Origin of the sequence: Alteromonas halophila (genome assembly GCF_014651815.1) — a bacterium.
GTDB lineage: Bacteria > Pseudomonadota > Gammaproteobacteria > Enterobacterales > Alteromonadaceae > Alteromonas > Alteromonas halophila.
Genome location: NZ_BMXP01000004.1, coordinates 208,693 through 230,045 on the forward strand (window position 1 = coordinate 208,693; position 21,353 = coordinate 230,045).

Consider the following 21,353-nt stretch of genomic DNA (forward strand, 5'->3'; position numbering starts at 1 on the left):
CAACCTCTGAGAGAGATAAAGCGATTCATAACCCGAGAAGACACTTCAAAAAAACTGGTCTATATTCATATTGGAAAATGTGGAGGCATATCTTTATGGGAAGCTATTAAGAAAAGCAAGATCATTAATCAAAATTTTTCTAAACTCATTCGAATACATGACAGTCCACCACCCTACTATAGAAATGCAAGATATATAGTCGTCATAAGAAATCCAATTAAAAGAGCTATATCAGCATTCAATTGGCGATATAAATTAGTTGTGGAAGAAAAAGTACAAAAGAACAGATTTAAAGGTGAGTATGAAGTACTAGATAGATATCAAAGTATTAATAACTTGGCTGAGGCACTATATAGCGATAATGAGATTAACAATAAGGTCGCGAAAGACCTAATAAAAATCCATCACTTAAGAGAAAATATCGCATATTATCTGACTGATTTACTACAATGGGTTAGAGACGAACAAATCCTTTTTGTATTTGCAACTGAGACGTTAAATGATGACATAAGTAAAAACTTGGGCATAGACAAAATATCTCGCACTCATGAAAACGCATCTCTTTTACCCCAAAGCAAGAAGGAACTAAGTAGCCTAGGCTATGAAAATTTAAAGAAATTTTTAAAGTCAGACTACGATTCTGTTGAAAAAATTTTAAAAATAAAAAACTCCTCCTCAGTTGATGTAGAAACATTACTTAAGTAATTACTAGATAATTGAAGGACTAATGACTATTAGGTTACAAAAGGAATGAAAGACTTCAATCACCAAACACTTTAAAAACAAAGTCTTCAATTGAATTAGTCTCGACTTAATCTGACACTTCTTCTTGAAAAGATGAGAGTTACCCGTTTTGATAAAGGTGTCGAATCTTTAATCAAAACAAAATAGGTAACTCTCATGTTGCATACTAGCAATCCAATCATCAAACACAAAGCAGGACTGTTAAATCTGGCTGAAGAGCTGGGCAATGTATCGAAGGCCTGTAAAGTAATAGGCGTATCCCGCGACACGTTTTATCGGTATCAGTGTCCACTTCCCCTAAACTTAGACAGCTTCGATTGGAGTTCCTAGATGCCTACTTTTTTGCAATATCAACTAGGTCTGAGAAATGGCCTGGGTCTGGCGACTGGACTACTGCAAAGAAAGAACTCATGAAATTCTCGACTACCCGTCTCCGGTAACCTACCGAGCGAAATTTGAAAACTCAGCAGGCAAAGGAAGTACCTTGTCCTTTTCTAATAAACTGTAACCATACCTAATAGCTCGCCTTTCTACTTTACCTGAAACATGAAGAGCAATTTTATTTCTAAGTTTTCTTCTTTCTTCCATCCACATATCAAAATACTTATCATTAACATTTTTCTTGACATCATGATTTACAGAAATAGATTTTAATCCAAGAAAATCAAAAACTGCATCTATTTCGACCTGTGGATTCTTAACGAAATCTTCATACCTTAAAACATATACATTATTTAGCTTTTTCTTGTCTTCCATAAACACTTCATATCCCAAAACAGTATGCTCTATAAGAGACTTAACAGATGTCTTTGACCATTTTTTAGTTGCATAACTTACTGCTATAGGGTGCCTCAATATCACAATGAATTTAGAATTTGGAAATATTTTTTGAAAAAATCGAGTTCTTATAAGGTTCGGAGGGCTTTTCTCAATAAAATGCGACTTAGAATTATCGTAATACTTTCCCCACTGAGCAAGTAACAACTCTGCAGATTTTGACGTGGCAAGCGGGTGTTCTTCTGTCATTTGTGACGCTGGGTTAAATATGTATTTACCTGGCCCACCAAATTCTGTTGCAGGTTTATATACTGTCTGCAAATGCTGCCCTTCGTCTTCAGGCACACCAGTATTGGAAAATCCGCTAATTTCAGGGTGCTCTTTAAGTATCTCATGCAACAACGATGTACCACTTCTATGGTGTCCAGCTAGGAAAATAAAATTCTTATTGCACATAAAACTACTCCACTAGAAGATAGGGCAAAACTTTAATGAAATCAAATAATTAAATTTTAAAGAGTATAGTACATAGTAGATCTTCAACACAGTATGATACTACCTTTATAAAGGTGAATCGTAGTTAATCCCCTTTTCTCTAAAAATATCGAACATCGCCTTTTCTTTATGCTTTACATAGCTCAGTGTTTTAGGCGTCCAAACTGCACCAGCAACTTTTTCTGAGTTTGTCGTATTAATCTTTTTCATATTCAGAATAAAGTTAACATCATCTGCACTAAAGCCTTTTTGTATCAGAAATTCTGCCAAATCTTCGTTTAATGTCTCTTGTCTCAAGAATGTTATAGCAGGAACGTCCTTCAAATACTGCTGGTTTTCAAGATATTTATCATCTACCTTTTCCAAGGTACTCTCAGGATTATTAAAAAACATCTGTATAAACTGTACAGTCTGACTGCCAAGGTTTCCTGGAGGTCGACCTAACCTTCCATGTTCTACACCAAGTTCTGTCAAATCGACATACTCATCGAAACTTAAATCGGGGAAGTGTGGAAAGTGCTTATCTAGCAGTAGTTGTGATACAGGGGGATACTTCTTCCACCAGCCATATTTATAGGCTGAAAGAAAGCGCGTAAAGGGGTTTCTTACTACTGTCACAACTTCCCTATTCTTATAGCGACTAGGAATTTGACAGTAGCAGCCATGTTGATCACGTGGTCTTGATACGCCTTTTACTTTTATATTTGGGAGCATTAACTCCTGAATAGCAGGCTCCCTTACTTTCAGCTTTCTTAGTATTTTGCTTACAACTGGATTCTCTCTATACTTTTCACTATAAAGCTTTTGAATCGCTTCTCTGGCAAATGTACTCCCAGTTTTAGGGTAATTTAGTAAAACGAATTTTTTTGTTATAAGCACAATAAAGTCACTCCAATAACTTACTAATCGCTAATTATTAACACCATTAATCCTTTTTAGCAGAAAAACTAAAAGTAATATCTCATTTTTATTTATTCGTAAGGTCATATTAAATTATTATCTTTTGAATAGAAAAATTAACTCTTTCAAACTTTTTCGATTGAACAAAAAAGAAGTAAGCACATAAGTTAGCGCACCGATGCCAATCTGCAAAAACATATTACATATACTTACGTTACCTATAACTAATTTCATAGAAAAAATAGTAGCAACCATTACGCCCCCACAAACTATCGGCTTTATCAAACACACCCCGACAGCTTTGAGGGAAACATTTAACGCATTGCAGTTGCGCGTTACATTTATGGTATATACACATGGAAAGCTGACTAACCACGCCAACGCTAAACCCAACGCACCATAGCCTACAAGCAATAGTAAACTGATTGTTAATGCGGTCGTAGCTATCAGTGTATTGACAATAAGGTGTCCCACTTTGCGCTGACTTTTCAATGCAGGAAAGAAGAGTTCATCGCTGAATCGTAATGGCATCATAAATAAAATAATTATGCATGGGTAAATAGCATCTATCCACTTTTCTCCTAATATAATAGGTATAGCTAAATCGACAACACTCGCCAAGCCCCAAAAAATTGGTATTGTTAATGTGAAACTTAAACGCTGAACTTTTTCTACGTACCAAGCAAGTTTGGAAGTATTGTCTTGTATCTTTGAAAATGCAGGAAAGGCGATCTGTTTGAGAAGCGGTAATAACTTTTTCTGAGGCATTAGCGCAAACTGCAAACTAAGAGCGAAAAGTCCAACTTCGGCTGCAGAAAGATAACGGCCCGCGATAAAAACGTCTACATGCGTAAAAATATAAAAAATGATGCCATGAACAACAACGATGCCACCGAATTTTAAATACTCACTTGCTGCGCTTAGATCAAACCTAGGAAAAAGAAGAACGGGATTTACTGCTATAACTAGAATTGTTTTAAGGGTAATAGATAATACTTCGCCAATGACTATTGACCAGTATCCGTAATCATTCAACGCCATAAGCAACGTTGTCACTGCCGCCGTTATATTTGAGAGCGCTGAAATGATCGAGATTTTTTTAAACTGCATCTGACGCGTCAACAACGCCTGTGGGATGACGTTAAATGCCAGTATTAAAAAACACCAAGCGTTAACTTTTAGTATATCAGCAACAGCGTCCGCATTGTAATAAGACGCAACAAGGTCTGCAGAAAAGTACTGCAATAAAAATACGCTCGAATGAACAAGTAAAACCCCCCCAAAAAGCCGACTTAGCGTCAAGTTATCTATGTGTTTCGACTGAACGATGGCAGGTGAAAACAATGCGCCTACGATAAGCATTAAAAAACTGAGAAGTACGTCTGCCATTGCAACCAGCCCGTAGTCTTCTGGTGTCAGTAGTCTTATAACCCAGAAGGTCATCACCCATCGGAATACCTGAGTTAAAACTTTTCCTGCAACCACCCACTTCAAGGAGTGAAGAACAGCGACTTTAAGCTTATCTGCTTCCATTTAATCCCTTTACATACTTGCCCGGTTGGACTGTTAATGCTTCATAAGTAATACGAAGCTTTTTATCAATTCGCAGCCATTGTTGACGAAGTTAGTTGCGTTGACTGCGGCTACTGCGATTAGGTATTTATTGCTCCCATCCTTTATTTTGTTCAGATTGCTTGTCGGAAATGCCGATGATGAACGATCAATCTAAATCAGAGCCAAAACGAGCATATCAATGTTGTTCTGTGCGCCTAGCGCCCGACTGGCGGCTTCTGATATTACACGAGTGGTGAAATATGCCAATACGTGTATTACCCTTGGTCGAAGTAAAGATGCTATTTTCGTTTTTTGTTTAATAGTTATAATGATACAAATAGTTATTCAGCCGTATGCTATGACTTTTGCAAGGAACGTATACTGATGTCACTTTATCCTGGTTTATTTCGCACAGTTTTGTTGCCCGCGTTGGACCGGGTTAAAGGCAAAGGCCTTACCCCGCTTCTGAAAGAATACCAACAACACCTGAGTTGGTCGCCTGAACAAATCGAAACGCTTCAGTGGCAAAAAACCAGGGCGCTTTTAACGCATGCATTCGAAACGACAGTCTACTATCCAAAGGTTTGGGCTGAAATTGGTATTGAATCGCCAGAAGACATAAAAACTCGGGAAGATTTCACTCGCCTTCCCCTCCTAACCAAAGACCTTGTTCGCGAACATTACGATGAACTGGTTTCATCAAAGCATCCAGACAACATTAAGAAAAGCACCGGCGGCTCTACCGGTCAGCCGTTTCACTTTGAATTAAACCTCAATAGCAATACGCGTCGGGAAGCGGTTATGTGGCGTGGATATGGGTGGCTGGGCGCAGGCTTGGGAAAAAAAACAATGTACCTGTGGGGAGCAGATTTAGGGCAGCCATCACGCAATAAAAAATTGAAAGACGCGCTGTACCACGGCTTTTATAACCGTACTATGCTCAACTCCTTTAACATGACAAGTGATAATATGCCGGAGTACGTTGACCGCATTAACGCTTACAAGCCGGATGCGATGGTCTCCTACGTAAACCCTATGGTTGAATTGGCGTCATTCATCACAGATAAAAAATTAACTGTACACTCCCCAGGCGTCATCCTTACAGGTGCAGAGCCTTTGCATGAGCATCAGCGCGAAATCATAGAAAAAGCCTTTGGTTGTCCAGTACACAATACTTTCGGTTGCCGCGAGTTCATGTTGATTGCAGCAGAGTGTCGTGAAAACCAAAAGTTGCATATCAACAGCGATCACCTGGTTGTTGAAAGTCTGAACAGTCAGGGGCACCCGGTGATCCAGGAGAGTGGCGATCTCGTTATCACTGACTTGCATAATTACGGAATGCCGTTGATTCGGTATGTGAATGGAGACAAAGCAACGATGAGTGATACTCCCTGCGCTTGTGGCAACCCGTTGCCCGTCATGGAAAGTATTGACGGAAGAAAACTGGATGTAATAAAAACGCGCAGCGGGCGTATGATCGCGGGTGAACTTTTCCCTCATATGTTTAAAGAATTTAAAGCTATTCAGCGCTTTCAGGTCAGACAAAGCGATATCGACGCAGTCACCATCAAGATGATTTGCCCTGATGGACTTAATGTTCGCGACCAGGAAAAAATTAAGTCTGAAATTGATCGGTATTGTCATGGAGAGCTAACGATAAAAATTGAGTTAGTCGATAACATTCCACTCACCCAAAGTGGTAAACACAGAGTGACGATTTGTGAAGTCTAACAAGCCTCATCTACTCATTGTCACAAACCTTTATCCATTGCCGTGGGAACCAAACCGTGCCACGTTCAATCGCCAACAGTTTGCACAACTTAAAGATTCGTACTCTGTATCGATTCTTGTTCCAGTTGCATTTCCCGAGTGGTGGAGGCATAGAAAGGAAATTGAAAATACGGATAACCTGCGCTTCATCCCTCGCCTTTACCTTCCAAAACTGGGTAGGCGGCTTTACGCGTTAATGATGTGGTGGTCACTACGATGGTTTGCCGGGCGCTGGACGAAGCGCAATGCACCCGATAAGGTTTTTGCGAGCTGGGCATACCCGGATGCCGTCGCAGCACGAAAACTGGCGAAGTGGCTCAAGTGTCCTTTCTACTTTAAGGTCCATGGGAGTGATATAAACATGCATGGTGCAGTACCCGCACGCGCCAGGCAAATTACTGCTGCTGCAAACGACGCCCGGGCTATATTGTCGGTTTCACAAGCATTGAAGCATGTTATGTTAAACATGGGCATTGAGCAGAAAAAAGTGCATACAATATACAATGGCGTTGATCACGACTTGTTTTCACAGGAAACCCGCCCGCCCACTGACTCGCCATATGTTCTTTTCGTTGGCAACCTGAAACACGATAAAGGCGTGATGGAGTTGCTTCGGGGCTTTGAGCAAATTAGTGCGTTATACCCGGACTTAACACTCTATTATGCCGGCGACGGGCCGATGCGCGCTAGCCTCGAGTCCTATTGTAAAAACAGCACAACGCTGGCGGCAAACGTGACTTTTCTGGGGCAGATAAATCATAATGCATTGCCTGCCTGGATGCAGCACACCCGATGCCTGGCCTTACCTAGCTATAATGAGGGCGTACCAAACGTGGTGCTTGAAGCTATGTCTTGCGGACAACCAATTCTGGCAACAAAGGTGGGTGGCATTCCTGAAGTGGTCCCTGATTATTGTGGCGTGCTCATTGCGCCGCGCAGCCATGAGGAAGTCGCAACCGGCCTCAGGCAGGTGCTCGACACTTCGTGGAACAGTGAGCAAATCAAACGCCATGCAAGTCAATACAACTGGAAGCGAAACCGCGAACAGTTGTTGCAACTATTATCGCTTTAGGCAACACTCTGTATGCGAATTACAAGAACTGCCTGCGGCATATGAATTACGGTCTACTAAAATAAAATGGCAAGTTACAGGCTATGCTTAGCAACTTTATAACAAGAATAAGAAATGCAGTTCTTGACAGGACATTGCTTGAATTCACTGCGTCTGCAAAAAACAGATCTTTATATCTGACATTTGACGATGGGCCGTCTCCAGAGGTAACACGAAAGCTTCTCGATACTTTGGATAAGTACAACGCAAAGGCGACATTTTTTGTGATTGGACGTGAAGTAGAAAAATACCCGGATATTGCAAAACAGATTTCTGAAGCCGGCCACACTATCGGCAACCATTCATTCTCTCATCCTCCTTTTGGCAGACTTAGTCCCTCACAACAGGATGACGAAGTAGAGAAAGCTCAGCGCGCTATAGAAACACACCTGAACATCTCTTCCCCGCTTTTCCGCGTGCCACGTGGGCGTTGGTCAGTGCCAATGCTGTTACGCATGAAGAAACGTAAAATACGGTGTATTCACTGGGCTGTTGATTCTCTGGATTATGATGACAAAGACGCTGAACGAATTACTCAACGAATCATCGACAATGGCATCAAACCCGGCCAGATTTTGTTATTTCACGATGACTCACCTTTATGCCTGGAGGTTATGGACTTGCTGCTACCGAAGCTTATTACAATGAATTTTAACCTGGCAGCAATGGACTACCATCAATGAATATTCTGTTTCACCACCGGACTCGCGGTAAGGGCGCCGAAGGCGTACATATTCGCGGCGTAGTCAAAGGCCTCAGGCAGCTTGGCCATCAGGTATCAATACTTTCTCTTCCTGGGGCAGAGCCTGAGGCAGAGGAGCAACATCAAAAAACAGCGCAACAGGACTCTGGCCCAGAGAAAAAGCCTGCCGGCCGTAGTCTGGCCTCGCGACTGACAGAAGCCACCAAATATGTACCGGAATTCGTCTTTGAACTTATCGAGATCATGTTTAACCTGGTGTCATTACTGCGCATCCGAAAGGCAGTGAGAACCCATAGCTCGACCATGATTTATGAGCGCTATTCTCTGTTTTTATTTTCCACCGTGTGGTGGGCGCGGCGTCACAATATTCCCGTAGTGCTGGAGATCAATGACTCCTGTCTGGTACACCGCGTACGCCCGCTCTTTTTCAAAGGTATTGCACGCAGGTTTGAACGCTGGATTTTTCAGAATGCCACTGGCCTGGTGTTTATCTCGACGCATTTTAAACAAACTTCTGAAGACGCCTACGGCACTATCGCACCAAGTGTAGTATCGCCCAACGGGGCGGACCTTGACGCATTTCAGCCCGATACCAAGCGGCGCACGCAACTGCGTAAGGAGCTTGGCATTGATGATAAGCTTGTCTTAGGTTACGTCGGCGCCTTCGTTCACTGGCACGGCATTGACTGGTTTGTTGATGAAATCGCCGGCCAGCTCGGCGACTACCCGAATGTGGTGCTATTGCTGGTCGGCGATGGCGTTTGCTTTGAACCTATTAAAGAAGCGGTTGCGCGTAATAATATACAGAGTCAGGTGCTGTTACCGGGCCGGGTTCCTCATGAGCAAATCGCGACCTACATCGATGCTATGGACTATGGGATCCTGCCGGATTCCAACGACTATGGCTCGCCGATGAAACTGTTTGAGTTTATGGCCATGGCCAAAGGAATGGTAGTACCAGACTTCTCGCCGGTTGCAGAAGTAGTGGAAGACAATAAAACCAGCTGGTTGTTTCCCGCCAATGATCGGGAGCAATGCATTAAAACGACGCTGGAGCTGACGCAACGGCCGGATGTACTGAAAACCGTTGGCGAGAATGCCAGACGCTATATCGAAACACAGCGTCAGTGGCGGCATAATGCCGAGCAACTGATGTCACTGGTGACGACAAACCATGCTTAAACAGGACTTCACCCGCAAGCGGGAAATTTTCGCAGAAGATGGCGCTCACGTAGGTAACATCCGACTGCTTATGTCTGACGGCAGTTCAGCCAATATTTTGTACCGTGCCATGCGCTGGTGTGCAAAACGCAGGCTGTCGCCACTGAGCTACCTGTTGCAGTATATCAATAAATTACTGAATAGCTGTGTCATTGGCAACGGTGCACAGTTCGACGCTGGCTTTGTGATAATGCACCCGGTTGGCGTTGTCATTAACAGTAAAGTGCGCGGCGGACGTAACGTTACCCTTGAAAGCGGGGTTGTCATTGGTGATGAAAAAGGTAAGTCACCGGTAATTGGCAACAATGTTTTTGTGGGTGCTGGAGCTAAAATAATTGGGCCGGTGACAATTGGTGACAATGTCAAAATCGGTGCCAACGCGGTGGTCACAAAAGATGCACCCGATGGTAGTACCATGCTTGGCATCCCAGCCAGGCCGTTGCAGAAAAAGCAGGATGTAACAAACTAATGGAAGTGGTTTTCTGGCTATCACTGGTACTGATTGGATACAGCTATTTTGGTTATCCTGTTTTACTGATGCTTATTGCAAAAAACAAACCGGTTGATAAACAGGCAGACAGCCCCTCTGCACTACCTTCGGTTACCGTTGTCATTGCCGCATATAATGAAGAGTCCTGTATTGAGCAGCGTATTAACAATCTGCTGGCACTTGACTACCCGCAGGAAAAGCTCAACGTCCTGATTGGATCTGACGGCAGCACTGACGCCACTGCATCCATCCTCAATCAATTCGTTAATCACCCGGTCATCACACCTGTTGTGTTTACCCAAAATCGGGGTAAAACAAGCGTACTTAACGAACTACTGAGCATGGCCGAAGACGAAATTATTGTTATGTCAGACGCCAATACAGACTTTGCGCCTGATGTTATCCATAAACTGGTAAGGCACTTCGACGATCCTGCTGTGGGCGCTGTATGTGGTGAACTGAATCTGGTCGAGGCGCAGTCAAACAATAACAAAGACGGTATATACTGGCGTTATGAGCGTTTTCTTAAACAGAAGGAAAACCACATTGATGCGGTTCTGGGCGCCAATGGCGCCAATTATGCGCTACGAAAAAGCCTGTTTCGTCCGCTACCCGCTAACACCATTGTCGATGACTTCCAGATTGCCATGAATGTATCCCGTGCGGGCTATCGGGTTGTCTATGACGCTGATGCCAAAGCCACCGAAGAGGTTGCGCCCGATTTACGATCAGAAGAAGGTCGTCGGGTTCGCATTGGCTCTGGAAATTATCAGGCATTTTTTGCCAATTTATGGGCGCTTAACCCAACCCTGGGCTGGCGATGCGTTGCGTACATCAGTCATAAAGTACTGCGCTGGTTCGCGCCCCACCTGCTTATTATTATTGCGTTATCTAATCTGTTTTTAGTCTCCACCCCATTTTATCTGTTAACGCTTCTGGCACAGACAGGCTTTTATTTAATTGCCTGGTGGGGTATAACAAATAAAAAGCGTGGCAGGAAAGTGTCTAATATCATTGCGTTACCAGCGTTTTTCGTTGCAATGAATGTGGCACTGCTTCGTGGTTTTATTCGATTCATTTCCGCCGACTTATCAGGCACCTGGCAAAGGACTCAGCGATGACATTTCTTGTGCTGCTACTTCTTGCAGTAGCTGCTTCATGCATAGCAATCTATTTTGTACTTAAGAAAAAGCATATGACCGGTTGGATGCCGGACTATCTGCGCCAGCGCCTGGGAAAAAGGAATGACGTTGACGGCGTTACCCACGTTATTTTTTCTTTTGTTGATCATTATGAGCCGCAATGGGGTAAGCCAAACAGCCTTGAGGTAGAGCGTCAGCGGGTCGATCGCTGGATGCGGGACTACCCTGCCATGGCATCGAAACACAAAGACGCGGATGGCTTTCATCCTCAGCATACGTTCTTTTTCCCTGAAGAAGAATACCGTTTCGAGCATTTGAATAAGTTAGCAAAATTATGCCGTGATGGCTTTGGTGAAATTGAGGTGCACCTGCACCATCACGATGATAACCGTGAGAATCTGACCAGGCTTATCAACGGTTTTGTCAAAACCCTGCATGAAGACCATGGCGCAATTGGCCGCCACCCGCAAACGAATAAACTTAGCTATGCGTTTATTCATGGCAACTGGGCACTGGATAACTCAGACCCGTCTGGCAAAAACTGTGGGATCAATGATGAATTGCTGGTACTTAAAGAAACCGGATGTTTTGCTGATTTTACCTTTCCTTCTGCCCCCCACCCTACCCAGCCAGATAAGATTAATGCGATTTACTACGCTAAAGACGACCCGAACAAGCCTAAGTCGCATAATACCGGTGTTGATGTAAAAGTCGGTGGCACTGAGTGGGGCGACCTTATGCTGGTCAATGGCCCCTTGATGCTGAACTGGAAAAAGCTCAAGAAAGGAATTTTTCCTCAAATTGAAAATGCGGATATTCGCAAAGGTATGGAGCCTACTAAAGACCGGGTCGATTTGTGGGTAAATGCGAATGTACACGTAAAAGGTCGGCCGGAATGGAAATTCATTAAGGTACATACCCACGGTACCCAGGAACGAGATATGGACGTGTTACTTGGCCAGCAGACTGACGATATGTTCAGTTATCTGGAATCTGAGTACAATGACGGAAAAAAATACAAGCTGCACTATGTTAACTCACGTGAAATGTATAACATGATTAAAGCAGCGGAAGATGGCAAGGACGGCGATCCCAATCAATACCGGGATTATTTCATCACTCGTCCGGTATTTAAGGTAAAAGAGTAGTGGCAGTAACCTCATTCGGAAAACGCCTGTTATGTGAAGTCGGGCTTACGGATCTGTTATGGTCTTTACGTCCGACCGGGCTGTATTGTTTTAACTTTCATCGCATTGGCAATCGTCATGATACCGAGTTCGACCCTTGTGTATTTTCCTGCGACAGTGAACATCTCGAGCATTATCTGCGCTTTATCAATAAGCATTTCGAGATGATCGATATACCTGAGTTGCACGGCATGATACGACAAGGTAAGCCATTGAAAAAACGCTATGCACTCATCACTTTCGACGATGGTTATCGCGATAATTATGAGTTTGCCTATCCTATTCTAAAATCGCTGAATATGCGTGCAGCATTTTTCATTTCCACCAGCCTGATTGGCTCCGCAACACTGCCGTGGTGGGATGAAATAGCCTGGTATGTGAAGAAATGTGCGGGGAAAAACGTTAAGTTACCTGGTTACGATGAGCCAGTTCAGATACCGGCAACCATTACGCCGGATACCATTAAAAGTGTCCTTCAAAGTGTGAAACAAAACTTTGACAGCCTGGAATCACTGCTTGCAAACCTTCACGAGTTAGCCGGTGGCGACACGCCTTCATATCATTCAAAATCGGAACTATTTATGAACTGGCAACAGTTACAGGAACTGGTTGATGCGGGTATGACTATTGGTGCTCATTCACACTCTCACAGAATACTTTCGTACCTGTCTAATCAGGAGCTGGACTTTGAACTTTCGCACTCAAAGGCACTACTGGAATCCAAGCTTGGAATTGATGCAAATACACTGTCCTATCCAGTGGGCGGTGCACATACTTACAATGAAATCGTGTCGCGAAAAGCCAGAGAGTTAGGGTACGAATCAGCGTTTAGCTTTAGTTCTAAAATTAATCACAATATCTTTGAAAACTGTATGGAGCTTGGACGATTTTCGATTGACCGGTCATTCGACCGCACTTTTTTTAAAAAAATGTGTTTAACATCAGGGTAAATTTTACCACTTGATACTGTTTCATGATCGACTAATTAGCCGTTCACCCTATGCTTGTTACTCAGAAAAAAGGCTGTCACACACTATGTATCAACAACAAATTAAGTCGCCTTCTGAATCAACACATTTTAAAGTAGAAGCAGAGTCATCTAAGGCAACTCTGGCCTTTTTCTTTCTTGTTCTATACACCATATCGGTATTAATTCGTCCTCACGAGTTCTCTGTAGCAACTCAGAAATATATTTTTATTCAGATATTTGCCATTCTTTCTTTTATGCTCACCCTGTTGACCCTAAGACCAATCAAGCTACAACCTCAACACTGGTTGCTTATTGGTCTTACTCCGCTGATTATGCTCTCTGCATTTTTTAATGGATGGGGCACTGGCGGTATCTATCAGTCTGAGCGCTTATTTACTGCGTCCATCATCCCGTTTTTTCTTTTTACATCGCTTGTAAATACGCCAGGACGGCAGCGACTTTTGATGTGGGTTTGTCTAATCGCAGCGTGGTTCATGATTTATAACGGCCATATCCAGCAAGCGGCTTTCGATATTACACGAGGCTTCGGTATAGGTATAGGAAATAGCTTCACTGTCGGCGGCCCAGAGATGAGAATAACTTACCTGGGGTTCTTCAGTGATCCGAACGATTTAGGTATGTTTATTGTCATGTGCCTTCCCTTCTCAGTATTTCTATTTTACACCGGTAATATCATTGCTAAATTGGTAACCCTAATGACTATTGCCGCCATTATTTACGGTGTGTATATGACCGGTAGTCGTGGCACTCTGCTTGGCGCAATGAGTGTTATTGCAGCGTACTTTTTTATAAAGCGTGCCGGCGCCAAGCTTATTCTTGTAGGAGCACTGATAGCGCCGATTGCAGCAACACTTCTGGCTGCCTTCGGAGGTATAACATCAGGTGAGTCATCAGCCTACGGCAGACTGGATGCATGGTACGACGGCACACAGATGTTACTGCATAACCCTGTTTTTGGCGTCGGCATGGGTAATTTTATGGACGAGCATGGAAAAGTAGCTCACAACTCATACATACATGTTGCAGCTGAACTTGGTGTAATCGGCTATTCTCTGTGGGGTGGCGCATTAATACTTAATATGCTGGCAGGTTATGACCTGATAAAAAAACACACTGACTGGCAGGCTCCTGATGACAAGACTCAGGCGCTTTATGACAGAGAAATATTGGTTAACAAAGCACTATTTTACGCCATGATCGGATTTATGGTAACAGCCTTCTTTCTGAGCAGACAATTTACACTGACCATGTTCATTTTTATGGGAATGCAAACGGCAAGTCTGGTCAGAATCATAAGAATCCGACCAGAATTAGCATACGTATTTGAGAAGCGAAATATTTTCAAGAGTATCGGGCTGGCATGGTGCATTATCGTTGCTGTTTACCTTGCCTTGAAAGTTGGTCTTTAAAAGTATCAGATTCGCTATCGTTGATGCTGATAGATATTTAGGCAAACTATTGTTGTCTCTTATTTCTGACCGCGACTCCGCGAATTCAACTTTGAAGCGCACCACTCTCTAAATTACGACGCACAACATTAATCCAGGTACACGACGCGTTTTTTGAACCCAGCCACATTCCAAGCCTGGGGAGGCACAAAGTACAGTTGCGAACTCAATCAAGTGCTAGGTATTGTCGGTATTAATACATAATATCCTGCTAGCCGGTACCAAAACCTTTGCTACTTAATAGTAGAAATATTCTGACTCTACCGAAGGTAGGCAGATAAAGGGGTAATTAACTGCAGAACAAACGCGATTTTTCATTCTAAATTAAGTGGGCCTCGCGGCCCTTCGACAAAGTTATTAGCGTCCTTTCCCGAACAGCACAACTTCAACTGTCCTAATCAGGATAAGAATATCCAGCAATAAGCTTTGGTGCTTTACGTAGTACAAATCGAACTTCAGCTTTTCCATTGAGTCATCCACGCTTGCACCATAGGGATAATTGAGCTGTGCCCAGCCTGCCAGTCCAGGCTTCACATTATGTCGCTGGTTGTAATAGGGTACTTCGCGCACCAGCTTTTCGACAAATTCAGGGCGCTCAGGGCGAGGACCAATAAAGGCCATTTCACCTTTAAAAACGTTAAGCAATTGCGGCAGTTCATCAATGCGGTATTTACGAATGAAGTGACCAATCCGCGTGACCCGATCATCGTTCTGTGACGCCCATTTCGCCCCGTCTTTTTCCGCATCCGGGCGCATACTTCTGAATTTAATAATCTTAAACAGTTTACCGTTTAGCCCTACACGCTCCTGTTTGTAGAATACACTGGTTTTGGTTCTGCGGCCGTCATCCAGATATATAATAAGCCCGGTCATCAGCATAAATGGCCACACAAAGATAAAGATAATGAACGCCAAAAAGGCATTCAGACTGTAATCCAGCGCATCACGCAGATAATTATTACTTTGGAAGCCATTGGAATAGATAACCCAGCTTGGATACATGAGATTGACCACAATCTGGCCGGTTTCACGTTCCATAAAGTCCAGCAGATCAGTGACTTCTACACCACGCAAACGGGCCTCAAACAGCACTTCCACCGGCAAGGTCCCTCGGCGCTGGTCACAGGCAATCACCACTTCTTCGATATCATTATCAATAATGAACTGCTGGAAGCTTTCATCCACTTTCACGTGGACAATTTTTTCCTGTTTGATGCCCTCTTCCCGGTTGTCTCCCGGAATTGGCACAAAGCCCAACAGTTCAAAACCTATGCGGTCAACATCGCGGCGCATCCGCTTTTCTATAATGGAAGCACGTTCACCGGCTCCCAGCACAACAATGCGAACTTTGCCTAAGCCCAGTAAACCCAGTCGATTGGTAAAATACCGGAACGTAACCAGCGTAATGATGATGGAGCAGACAGCAACAGGTAAGAAATACCCGTCCATGACAAGTCGGTCAAAAAGCGCTCGGCTAATCACTTCCACTAAGAAGTAACTCAAGCCAACACTGACGAAGATCCTCCTGATGATTCCCCGGAAAGTTTCCCGGAGTTTAGTCTCGTAAAGCCCGACTGAGAGTGAACATAAGAGTATACAGATCGTCATCAGGCCAATATTGACGACCAGGGTTTCAACCGATACCTGTCGGGAAAGCCCCAGATGTATGAGGATGAAATGAGAGAGATACCCTATGTACGCAATCAGTAATGCTTCGGTAATAACAAGAATATTAGACCGTTTACTCTGATTTCTCTTATTTACTGCCACCCCTGGCCCCCTAAACCACAAAAAAACATGATCATCATATAGTGAATTTTTGTAATAGACTACACTTGCTGTTGGCTTTATGATGGTTTCTGCTCAACAGCACCTTTTATAATTTATAAAAAAGCACATTTACTCATAATGAGCGCAGGATGATCTCTTATGCACGGCTTGAAACGTAACCTATTAGTAATAGCAGGATTCACACTTTTTACTTTAGCTGGCTGCAGTTCCAATACTTTGCCCCAGTCTAAAACCCGCCCTTCTCTTACTACAAACGTCGATAATTACCAGTACCTGATTGGTCCCGGTGACACTCTGACTATTTTTGTCTGGCGAAACCCGGAAGTATCAGGACAATTTATTGTACGGCCTGACGGTAAAGTCACCACATCGCTGGTTGAAGACATAGAAGTTTCCGGAAGAACCCCTACGATGCTGGCGCGCGAAATTGAAGAGCAATTGTCGACGTATATCAATAACCCGCGCGTTACGGTTAGCGTAAACAACTTTAGTGGCCCACTTAGTGAGCAGGTTCGTGTTATCGGTGAAGCACTTAACCCCAGCGCCATTAATTACACAGAGAATATGACGCTACTTGATCTTATGATCGCGGTTGGCGGTTTAACTGAGTTTGCTGATGGAAATGGTGCGAAATTAGTTCGAGTGGTCGATGGAAAAGAAAAAACTTACGAAATCAACATCGATGATTTGATCAGAGACGGTGATATCACGCAAAACGTCGACATGCTACCGGGTGATATCGTCATCATTCCAGAAGCATGGTATTAATAAAGCAGTAAACGGAAGTTTTTATTCATGCAAGATTTGCAGCAAACGCTTGTTCAGGCACTTGATTACGTAAAGGGTGTCTGGATAAAAAAGCGCTACGTCATGATATTCTCATGGCTTATTTGCCCTCTGGGCTTCATTTATGTTTACTCATTGCCCGATGAGTATTCATCTGAATCAAGGGTCTACGTTGATACTCAGTCCGTGCTTCAGCCCCTGCTGAAGGGGTTAGCTATACAGAATAATCCAAGGCAAGAAATTCAGATGATGACCAGAACATTACTTAGTCGTTCTAATGTCGAGATGATTGCCCGGGAAAGTGACTTGGATCTGCAGGCCAATACATCTCAAGAATTTGATCTGCTCGTAAAAGAGTTAGGTGAAGAGATAAAGCTATCAGGTACTACCCGCAGTAACATTTACACTATATCTTATACACACCCTTCACCAACAACCGCACAAAAAGTTGTTCAGGAAACTCTAGACTTGTTAGTAGAAGGAACACTGGGTAATAGCAGGCGTGATACAGATACTGCTGAGCGGTTTATCAATGAACAAATCGCTGAGTATGAAAACCGTCTTAGTGAGGCTGAGCAAAGGCTTGCCAACTTTAAGCGACAGTATAATGATGTATTGCCACTGGCGGGCAGCTTTTACGGTCAGATACAAAAACTTGATGAGCAACTTGCAGCCACCCGCCTTGAGATTAAGCAAACGCAAAAGCAGGTGAGTTCTTTGCGTGCACAGCTATCAGGTAGCTCTTCGCCTGATAGCTTTGGCGTAACCAATAATGAAGAAGATCCAATGCTGCGTACACGTTACGATGAACGGATTCGGGCTCTTGAAGAGGAGCTTGATCGCTTGCAGTTAAGGTTCACTGACAAACATCCGGACGTAATTGAAACTAAAGCGCTGCTGGCAAGTTTAGAAGAGTCCAGGAAAAAAGAAATAAACGCTTTTTTACAGAATGATGAGAACGGCACATCACAACCAATGAACGAGCTTAGCCGGCAAATTCGGCTGGAAGTAAGCAGATTGGAATCTCTGATTGCGTCTCTGGAAGTTAAAGAAGAAGATATCATTGCTAAACGAGCTGAGCTGGAATCAAAAATCGATCTTATTCCACAGATTGAGGCTGAGTCTGCCGCACTAAACCGCGATTACAAAATTACTAAGGACAAATACGAGCAGTTGTTGTCGCGTAGAGAGTCTGCGGACCTTTCACGCCGTGCTGATGTGTCAGCTGAAGACTTCCAGTTTCGTATCATCGAACCGCCAATGCTACCTATAAAACCGTCTGGCCCTAAACGCCTCATCTTCTATACAGCGGTGCTGTTTCTAGGGTTTGGGGTTGGTATTGGTATTGCGTTTTTAGTGAGTCAGATTACGCCTGTAATTGTCCGCCCTAAGCAATTACTTCAAATTACCAATCTGCCTGTCTGGGGATCTGTCAGTCACTTAAATATTGCTTCGATTCACAGGAAGAATCGCATAAGACTGGTTTTCTTTGTGTTGTCGACCGGGATAATTTTTGCCATGTACGGTGCGTTAATGGCAGCAGAAGTGATGAATATCGATCTATTGGGGGTAATCTATGACGCGTAACACAATAGAAAAAGCCCTTCAGAAACAAAGAGAGGCCCAGGAAAAGAAACGCTTGGAACAACAAGCTGCGGGCCAGCCCAGCGAAGGAAGCGCTATTGATTCAGCTGACTCTTCGGCCATTAATGAGACCGCGACTTCCTCTTTGCGCGATGAGAGTCAAAAAAGTAACACATCCAGTGACCTTGAGCCTTTTGAAATTGATACTCAGTCGTTAAATGACAGAGGGCTTGTTGCATATGCAGGCGACAGGAAAGCGATTAATGAAGAGTTTCGTGAAATAAAAAGAAAACTGATTGGCAACGCTTTTGGAAAAATTGCGAAGACGCTGAATAACCCGAATATCGTCATGGTCTCAAGCAGTCGGCCGTCAGAAGGAAAAACTTTCACTGCAACCAACCTGGCGCTGAGTATTGCCTCAGAGCAGGACAAAACCGTGCTGTTGGTCGATGCCGATGTTCTCAGGCCTAATGTCCTCAATACACTCGGCCTTAAAGCCCGACCGGGTTTAATGGAGTACCTTACTGGCGATGTAGATGATATTTCAGATGTGCTCTATCCGACAAATATCGACAAGCTAAAAATAATACCGGCGGGTAAATCTCACCATCTTTCGACGGAGTTACTGGCTAGCCAGAAGATGCATGATACGGTCGATGAATTTGCAAACCGCTATCCCGATCGGGTGGTGATTTTCGATACACCGCCGCTCATTGGTATCAACGAATCTGCAATACTTGCCAATTTTGCCGGGCAAGCCGTGATTGTTGTCGAGGAAGGACAAACCAAGATTTCCGATATAAAGAACGCTGTCGAAGGGTTAAGTCCGGAAATTGCAATAGGTTTCGTCGTGAATAAATCCGTGCACCTAGATTCCGAAGGAACGGGCTATTATGGCTATTACTATTCGCAACGTGATGAATAACGCTAAAAAGAATAAGTGCGCGTCAGCAATTAGGGGAGCGCTGCTTCTACTATCAGTAAGTGCGTTTTATCCTGCCGTGGCGGTCGCTGACTTTCGCATTAATGCGGGCGCGTCTGCCGATGCAGTCCAACAAAACTTAAAGTCTGCAGAACAGGAGCAACGCTCGCTTAGCACATACACTGTCGAGCCATTTGTCACTGGCTCATATCGTTCGAAAACCCTGCAGGGGCTTTGGAAAGGTAAGGTCGTCTATCTTGAGCGCGATCGTGAGGACAGTAATCAGGAGGACACGTACGCCGAATATTCTTATAATGCCCGGTGGGCACCGTTTGAAAGGCTGCTGATGTTTGAAGCAAATGGTGCGTTAACTTACAGGAATGCTAACGCGGGTAATTATCTGGTCTCCGACTTTTTAACAAATTCGCAAAACCTGAGGAAAGTTCGTACCAACCGCTATGCAGGGACACTACAACTGGACCAGGGGAATTATGCAAGGGCTAACGGAACCATCGCTTATTCAAACGTAGAGTCGGAGCGGTCCCTTACAGGCTCAGGCAACAGACTTGAAAACGATACCTATCAGGCCAACGGTGTATTGCGTTACGGCGAAAAGGCGACACGTTTTTTTTGGACGCTACAGGGTAGTTACCAGCAAACGGAACGCGGTGGGGGCGAAAATGCCAACACGCAGGGCGACTTTATATCTCGCAGAGGAAGCGCGACAGCCGATGCCATACTCATAGGTGATTTTGGTCTACGGCTGAATGCAGTACATGAGGGAAATCAGGTAAGTAACCGTGAAGACACAAACAGCCGGGTACGCGAGTTTAACAGCTACGGTGCAGGTATCGTTTATCGTCAGTCTGCAGTTCGCTATATTGCTATTACCGCAAACCGCAGCGATCCAGATATCGGTGAAGAGGAGGAGTTCATTGGAGGCGAGCTACGCTGGGCCTTTAGTTCTCGCTCTAACGTTGCAGCAAGCTATGGCCGCAGGTTTTATGGCGATTCTGCCAGCGCGTCATTTAATTATAATACAAAACATTTCAGGGCGTCGTTCGGATATGATGAAGATGTGACTAATACATCCCGTATTCTTGCAAATCCCGAGAACCTTGGCGTATTTGTTTGTCCTGTCGCGACCACCGGCTTCAGCGACTGTTTCCAACCTGCAAGCCTCGACTATCAACCCGGCGCGGATGAGCAGTTGGTTGAACTGACAGTTCCTAACTTTGAGTTTGAAGATAATATAATCGTTCGTAAGAGTGGTAATGCACAGATTGGGTACTCTTTTTCACGGGTATCTATAGGTCTGTCTGTCCGTTATTCTGAAGACGACTACATTGATGCACAACGGGTTCGCCAAACCTATGCAACTGGCTTAAACATCAGTTACGCGCTGGGCAGCTATACAAATCTTGAGGCAAATATTGATTATGCGGAAATTCAACAGCAGGCTGTAAGTTTTGAAAATGGCAAAAGTGAAAACTGGAATGCCAGTATCGGTTTGTCACGGCGCATTGGCAGACATCTCACTGTCAACGTTGAAGGTAGTTACTTAGAGAAGAGTGGTAATCTAACCTCAGGTAGTCTTTTTGGTGCAGAGTACAGTGACCGAAGGGTGTCAGCAGGCATTACGTACAGATTCAATTAACAAGTAATACATCAAAAACGGTCTGTTTGTTCACATGACCGTTTTCTTGTTTTTTTCCTCACGCAACGACTACTAAGAGT

18 protein-coding genes and 1 pseudogene are annotated in these 21,353 nt (G+C 43.9%); 15 read left to right on the forward strand and 4 right to left on the reverse strand.

Going from position 1 to position 21,353, the window contains the following annotated elements; translation table 11 throughout:
- A partial coding sequence (locus tag IE054_RS10565; RefSeq protein ID WP_189406214.1) for a sulfotransferase family 2 domain-containing protein occupies nt 1–705 on the forward strand: 705 nt, incomplete at its 5' end.
- A gap of 195 nt (nt 706–900) precedes the next feature.
- A pseudogene (locus IE054_RS10570) lies at nt 901–1,029 on the forward strand (helix-turn-helix domain-containing protein); the annotation flags it as partial.
- A gap of 156 nt (nt 1,030–1,185) precedes the next feature.
- Here IE054_RS10570 and IE054_RS10575 read toward each other — a convergent pair.
- The 3 genes from IE054_RS10575 to IE054_RS10585 all read right to left on the reverse strand — a co-directional run bounded on the left by IE054_RS10575 (nt 1,186) and on the right by IE054_RS10585 (nt 4,449).
- A complete protein-coding gene (locus IE054_RS10575; protein ID WP_189406216.1) occupies nt 1,186–1,977 on the reverse strand; it encodes a sulfotransferase family protein in 792 nt (263 codons plus the stop codon).
- Nucleotides 1,978–2,082: 105 nt separating this feature from the next.
- A complete protein-coding gene (locus IE054_RS10580; protein ID WP_189406218.1) occupies nt 2,083–2,895 on the reverse strand; it encodes a sulfotransferase family 2 domain-containing protein in 813 nt (270 codons plus the stop codon).
- 117 nt (nt 2,896–3,012) lie between these two features.
- Complete coding sequence (locus IE054_RS10585) at nt 3,013–4,449, reverse strand: lipopolysaccharide biosynthesis protein (RefSeq protein ID WP_189406220.1); 1,437 nt, start codon at nt 4,447–4,449, stop codon at nt 3,013–3,015.
- A gap of 405 nt (nt 4,450–4,854) precedes the next feature.
- On the opposite strand from IE054_RS10585, the gene IE054_RS10590 reads away from it, so the two are divergent.
- The 9 genes from IE054_RS10590 to IE054_RS10630 all read left to right on the forward strand — a co-directional run bounded on the left by IE054_RS10590 (nt 4,855) and on the right by IE054_RS10630 (nt 14,494).
- On the forward strand, nt 4,855–6,201 hold the full coding sequence (locus IE054_RS10590; protein ID WP_189406222.1) for a phenylacetate--CoA ligase family protein: 1,347 nt from the start codon (nt 4,855–4,857) through the stop codon (nt 6,199–6,201).
- A complete protein-coding gene (locus IE054_RS10595; protein WP_189406224.1) occupies nt 6,191–7,312 on the forward strand; it encodes a glycosyltransferase in 1,122 nt (373 codons plus the stop codon). The genes IE054_RS10590 and IE054_RS10595 overlap by 11 nt, the downstream gene beginning before the upstream one ends.
- An 83-nt stretch (nt 7,313–7,395) precedes the next feature.
- Nucleotides 7,396–8,034: a polysaccharide deacetylase family protein gene (locus IE054_RS10600; protein WP_189406226.1), complete on the forward strand. Its 639-nt coding sequence runs from the start codon at nt 7,396–7,398 to the stop codon at nt 8,032–8,034.
- Complete coding sequence (locus IE054_RS10605) at nt 8,031–9,236, forward strand: glycosyltransferase family 4 protein (RefSeq protein ID WP_189406228.1); 1,206 nt, start codon at nt 8,031–8,033, stop codon at nt 9,234–9,236. The genes IE054_RS10600 and IE054_RS10605 overlap by 4 nt, the downstream gene beginning before the upstream one ends.
- Entirely contained in the window at nt 9,229–9,744 is a 516-nt protein-coding gene (locus IE054_RS10610; protein ID WP_229805083.1) for a serine O-acetyltransferase, read from the forward strand. Before IE054_RS10605 ends, IE054_RS10610 begins: the two co-directional genes overlap by 8 nt.
- Nucleotides 9,744–10,886 (forward strand): glycosyltransferase family 2 protein, encoded by a 1,143-nt coding sequence (locus IE054_RS10615; RefSeq protein WP_189406230.1) that lies wholly within the window; start codon nt 9,744–9,746, stop codon nt 10,884–10,886. The genes IE054_RS10610 and IE054_RS10615 overlap by 1 nt, the downstream gene beginning before the upstream one ends.
- On the forward strand, nt 10,883–12,055 hold the full coding sequence (locus IE054_RS10620) for a hypothetical protein (protein ID WP_189406232.1): 1,173 nt from the start codon (nt 10,883–10,885) through the stop codon (nt 12,053–12,055). The genes IE054_RS10615 and IE054_RS10620 overlap by 4 nt, the downstream gene beginning before the upstream one ends.
- On the forward strand, nt 12,055–13,044 hold the full coding sequence (locus IE054_RS10625; protein ID WP_189406234.1) for a polysaccharide deacetylase family protein: 990 nt from the start codon (nt 12,055–12,057) through the stop codon (nt 13,042–13,044). The genes IE054_RS10620 and IE054_RS10625 overlap by 1 nt, the downstream gene beginning before the upstream one ends.
- A gap of 85 nt (nt 13,045–13,129) precedes the next feature.
- Nucleotides 13,130–14,494, forward strand: coding sequence for an O-antigen ligase family protein (locus IE054_RS10630; protein WP_229805085.1), 1,365 nt, complete (start codon nt 13,130–13,132; stop codon nt 14,492–14,494).
- 396 nt (nt 14,495–14,890) lie between these two features.
- On the opposite strand, the gene IE054_RS10635 is transcribed toward IE054_RS10630, so the two are convergent.
- Nucleotides 14,891–16,303 carry a TIGR03013 family XrtA/PEP-CTERM system glycosyltransferase gene (locus IE054_RS10635; protein ID WP_189406236.1) on the reverse strand — a complete coding sequence of 471 codons (1,413 nt, stop codon included), beginning with the start codon at nt 16,301–16,303 and terminating at the stop codon, nt 14,891–14,893.
- 159 nt (nt 16,304–16,462) lie between these two features.
- Here IE054_RS10635 and IE054_RS10640 point away from each other — a divergent pair, with 159 nt between their 5' ends.
- Genes IE054_RS10640 through IE054_RS10655 form a run of 4 tightly spaced genes read left to right on the forward strand, consistent with a single transcriptional unit; the run spans nt 16,463 to nt 21,273 of the window.
- On the forward strand, nt 16,463–17,092 hold the full coding sequence (locus IE054_RS10640; RefSeq protein WP_189406238.1) for an XrtA/PEP-CTERM system exopolysaccharide export protein: 630 nt from the start codon (nt 16,463–16,465) through the stop codon (nt 17,090–17,092).
- Nucleotides 17,093–17,119: 27 nt separating this feature from the next.
- Entirely contained in the window at nt 17,120–18,697 is a 1,578-nt protein-coding gene (locus tag IE054_RS10645) for an XrtA system polysaccharide chain length determinant (protein ID WP_189406240.1), read from the forward strand.
- Nucleotides 18,687–19,619, forward strand: coding sequence for an XrtA-associated tyrosine autokinase (locus IE054_RS10650; protein WP_189406242.1), 933 nt, complete (start codon nt 18,687–18,689; stop codon nt 19,617–19,619). Before IE054_RS10645 ends, IE054_RS10650 begins: the two co-directional genes overlap by 11 nt.
- Nucleotides 19,588–21,273, forward strand: coding sequence for a TIGR03016 family PEP-CTERM system-associated outer membrane protein (locus tag IE054_RS10655; protein WP_189406244.1), 1,686 nt, complete (start codon nt 19,588–19,590; stop codon nt 21,271–21,273). Before IE054_RS10650 ends, IE054_RS10655 begins: the two co-directional genes overlap by 32 nt.
- Nucleotides 21,274–21,353: the final 80 nt, after the last annotated feature.

Excerpts from the sequence above, each read along its gene's own strand:
- IE054_RS10575 (WP_189406216.1), bottom strand. The coding sequence starts at position 1,977 with ATGTGCAATAAGAATTTTATTTTCCTAGCTGGACACCATAGAAGTGGT.
- IE054_RS10585 (WP_189406220.1), bottom strand. The coding sequence starts at position 4,449 with ATGGAAGCAGATAAGCTTAAAGTCGCTGTTCTTCACTCCTTGAAGTGG.
- IE054_RS10590 (WP_189406222.1), top strand. The coding sequence starts at position 4,855 with ATGTCACTTTATCCTGGTTTATTTCGCACAGTTTTGTTGCCCGCGTTG.
- IE054_RS10600 (WP_189406226.1), top strand. The coding sequence starts at position 7,396 with ATGCTTAGCAACTTTATAACAAGAATAAGAAATGCAGTTCTTGACAGG.
- IE054_RS10605 (WP_189406228.1), top strand. The coding sequence starts at position 8,031 with ATGAATATTCTGTTTCACCACCGGACTCGCGGTAAGGGCGCCGAAGGC.
- IE054_RS10610 (WP_229805083.1), top strand. The coding sequence starts at position 9,229 with ATGCTTAAACAGGACTTCACCCGCAAGCGGGAAATTTTCGCAGAAGAT.
- IE054_RS10615 (WP_189406230.1), top strand. The coding sequence starts at position 9,744 with ATGGAAGTGGTTTTCTGGCTATCACTGGTACTGATTGGATACAGCTAT.
- IE054_RS10620 (WP_189406232.1), top strand. The coding sequence starts at position 10,883 with ATGACATTTCTTGTGCTGCTACTTCTTGCAGTAGCTGCTTCATGCATA.
- IE054_RS10630 (WP_229805085.1), top strand. The coding sequence starts at position 13,130 with ATGTATCAACAACAAATTAAGTCGCCTTCTGAATCAACACATTTTAAA.
- IE054_RS10640 (WP_189406238.1), top strand. The coding sequence starts at position 16,463 with ATGCACGGCTTGAAACGTAACCTATTAGTAATAGCAGGATTCACACTT.
- IE054_RS10645 (WP_189406240.1), top strand. The coding sequence starts at position 17,120 with ATGCAAGATTTGCAGCAAACGCTTGTTCAGGCACTTGATTACGTAAAG.
- IE054_RS10650 (WP_189406242.1), top strand. The coding sequence starts at position 18,687 with ATGACGCGTAACACAATAGAAAAAGCCCTTCAGAAACAAAGAGAGGCC.
- IE054_RS10655 (WP_189406244.1), top strand. The coding sequence starts at position 19,588 with ATGGCTATTACTATTCGCAACGTGATGAATAACGCTAAAAAGAATAAG.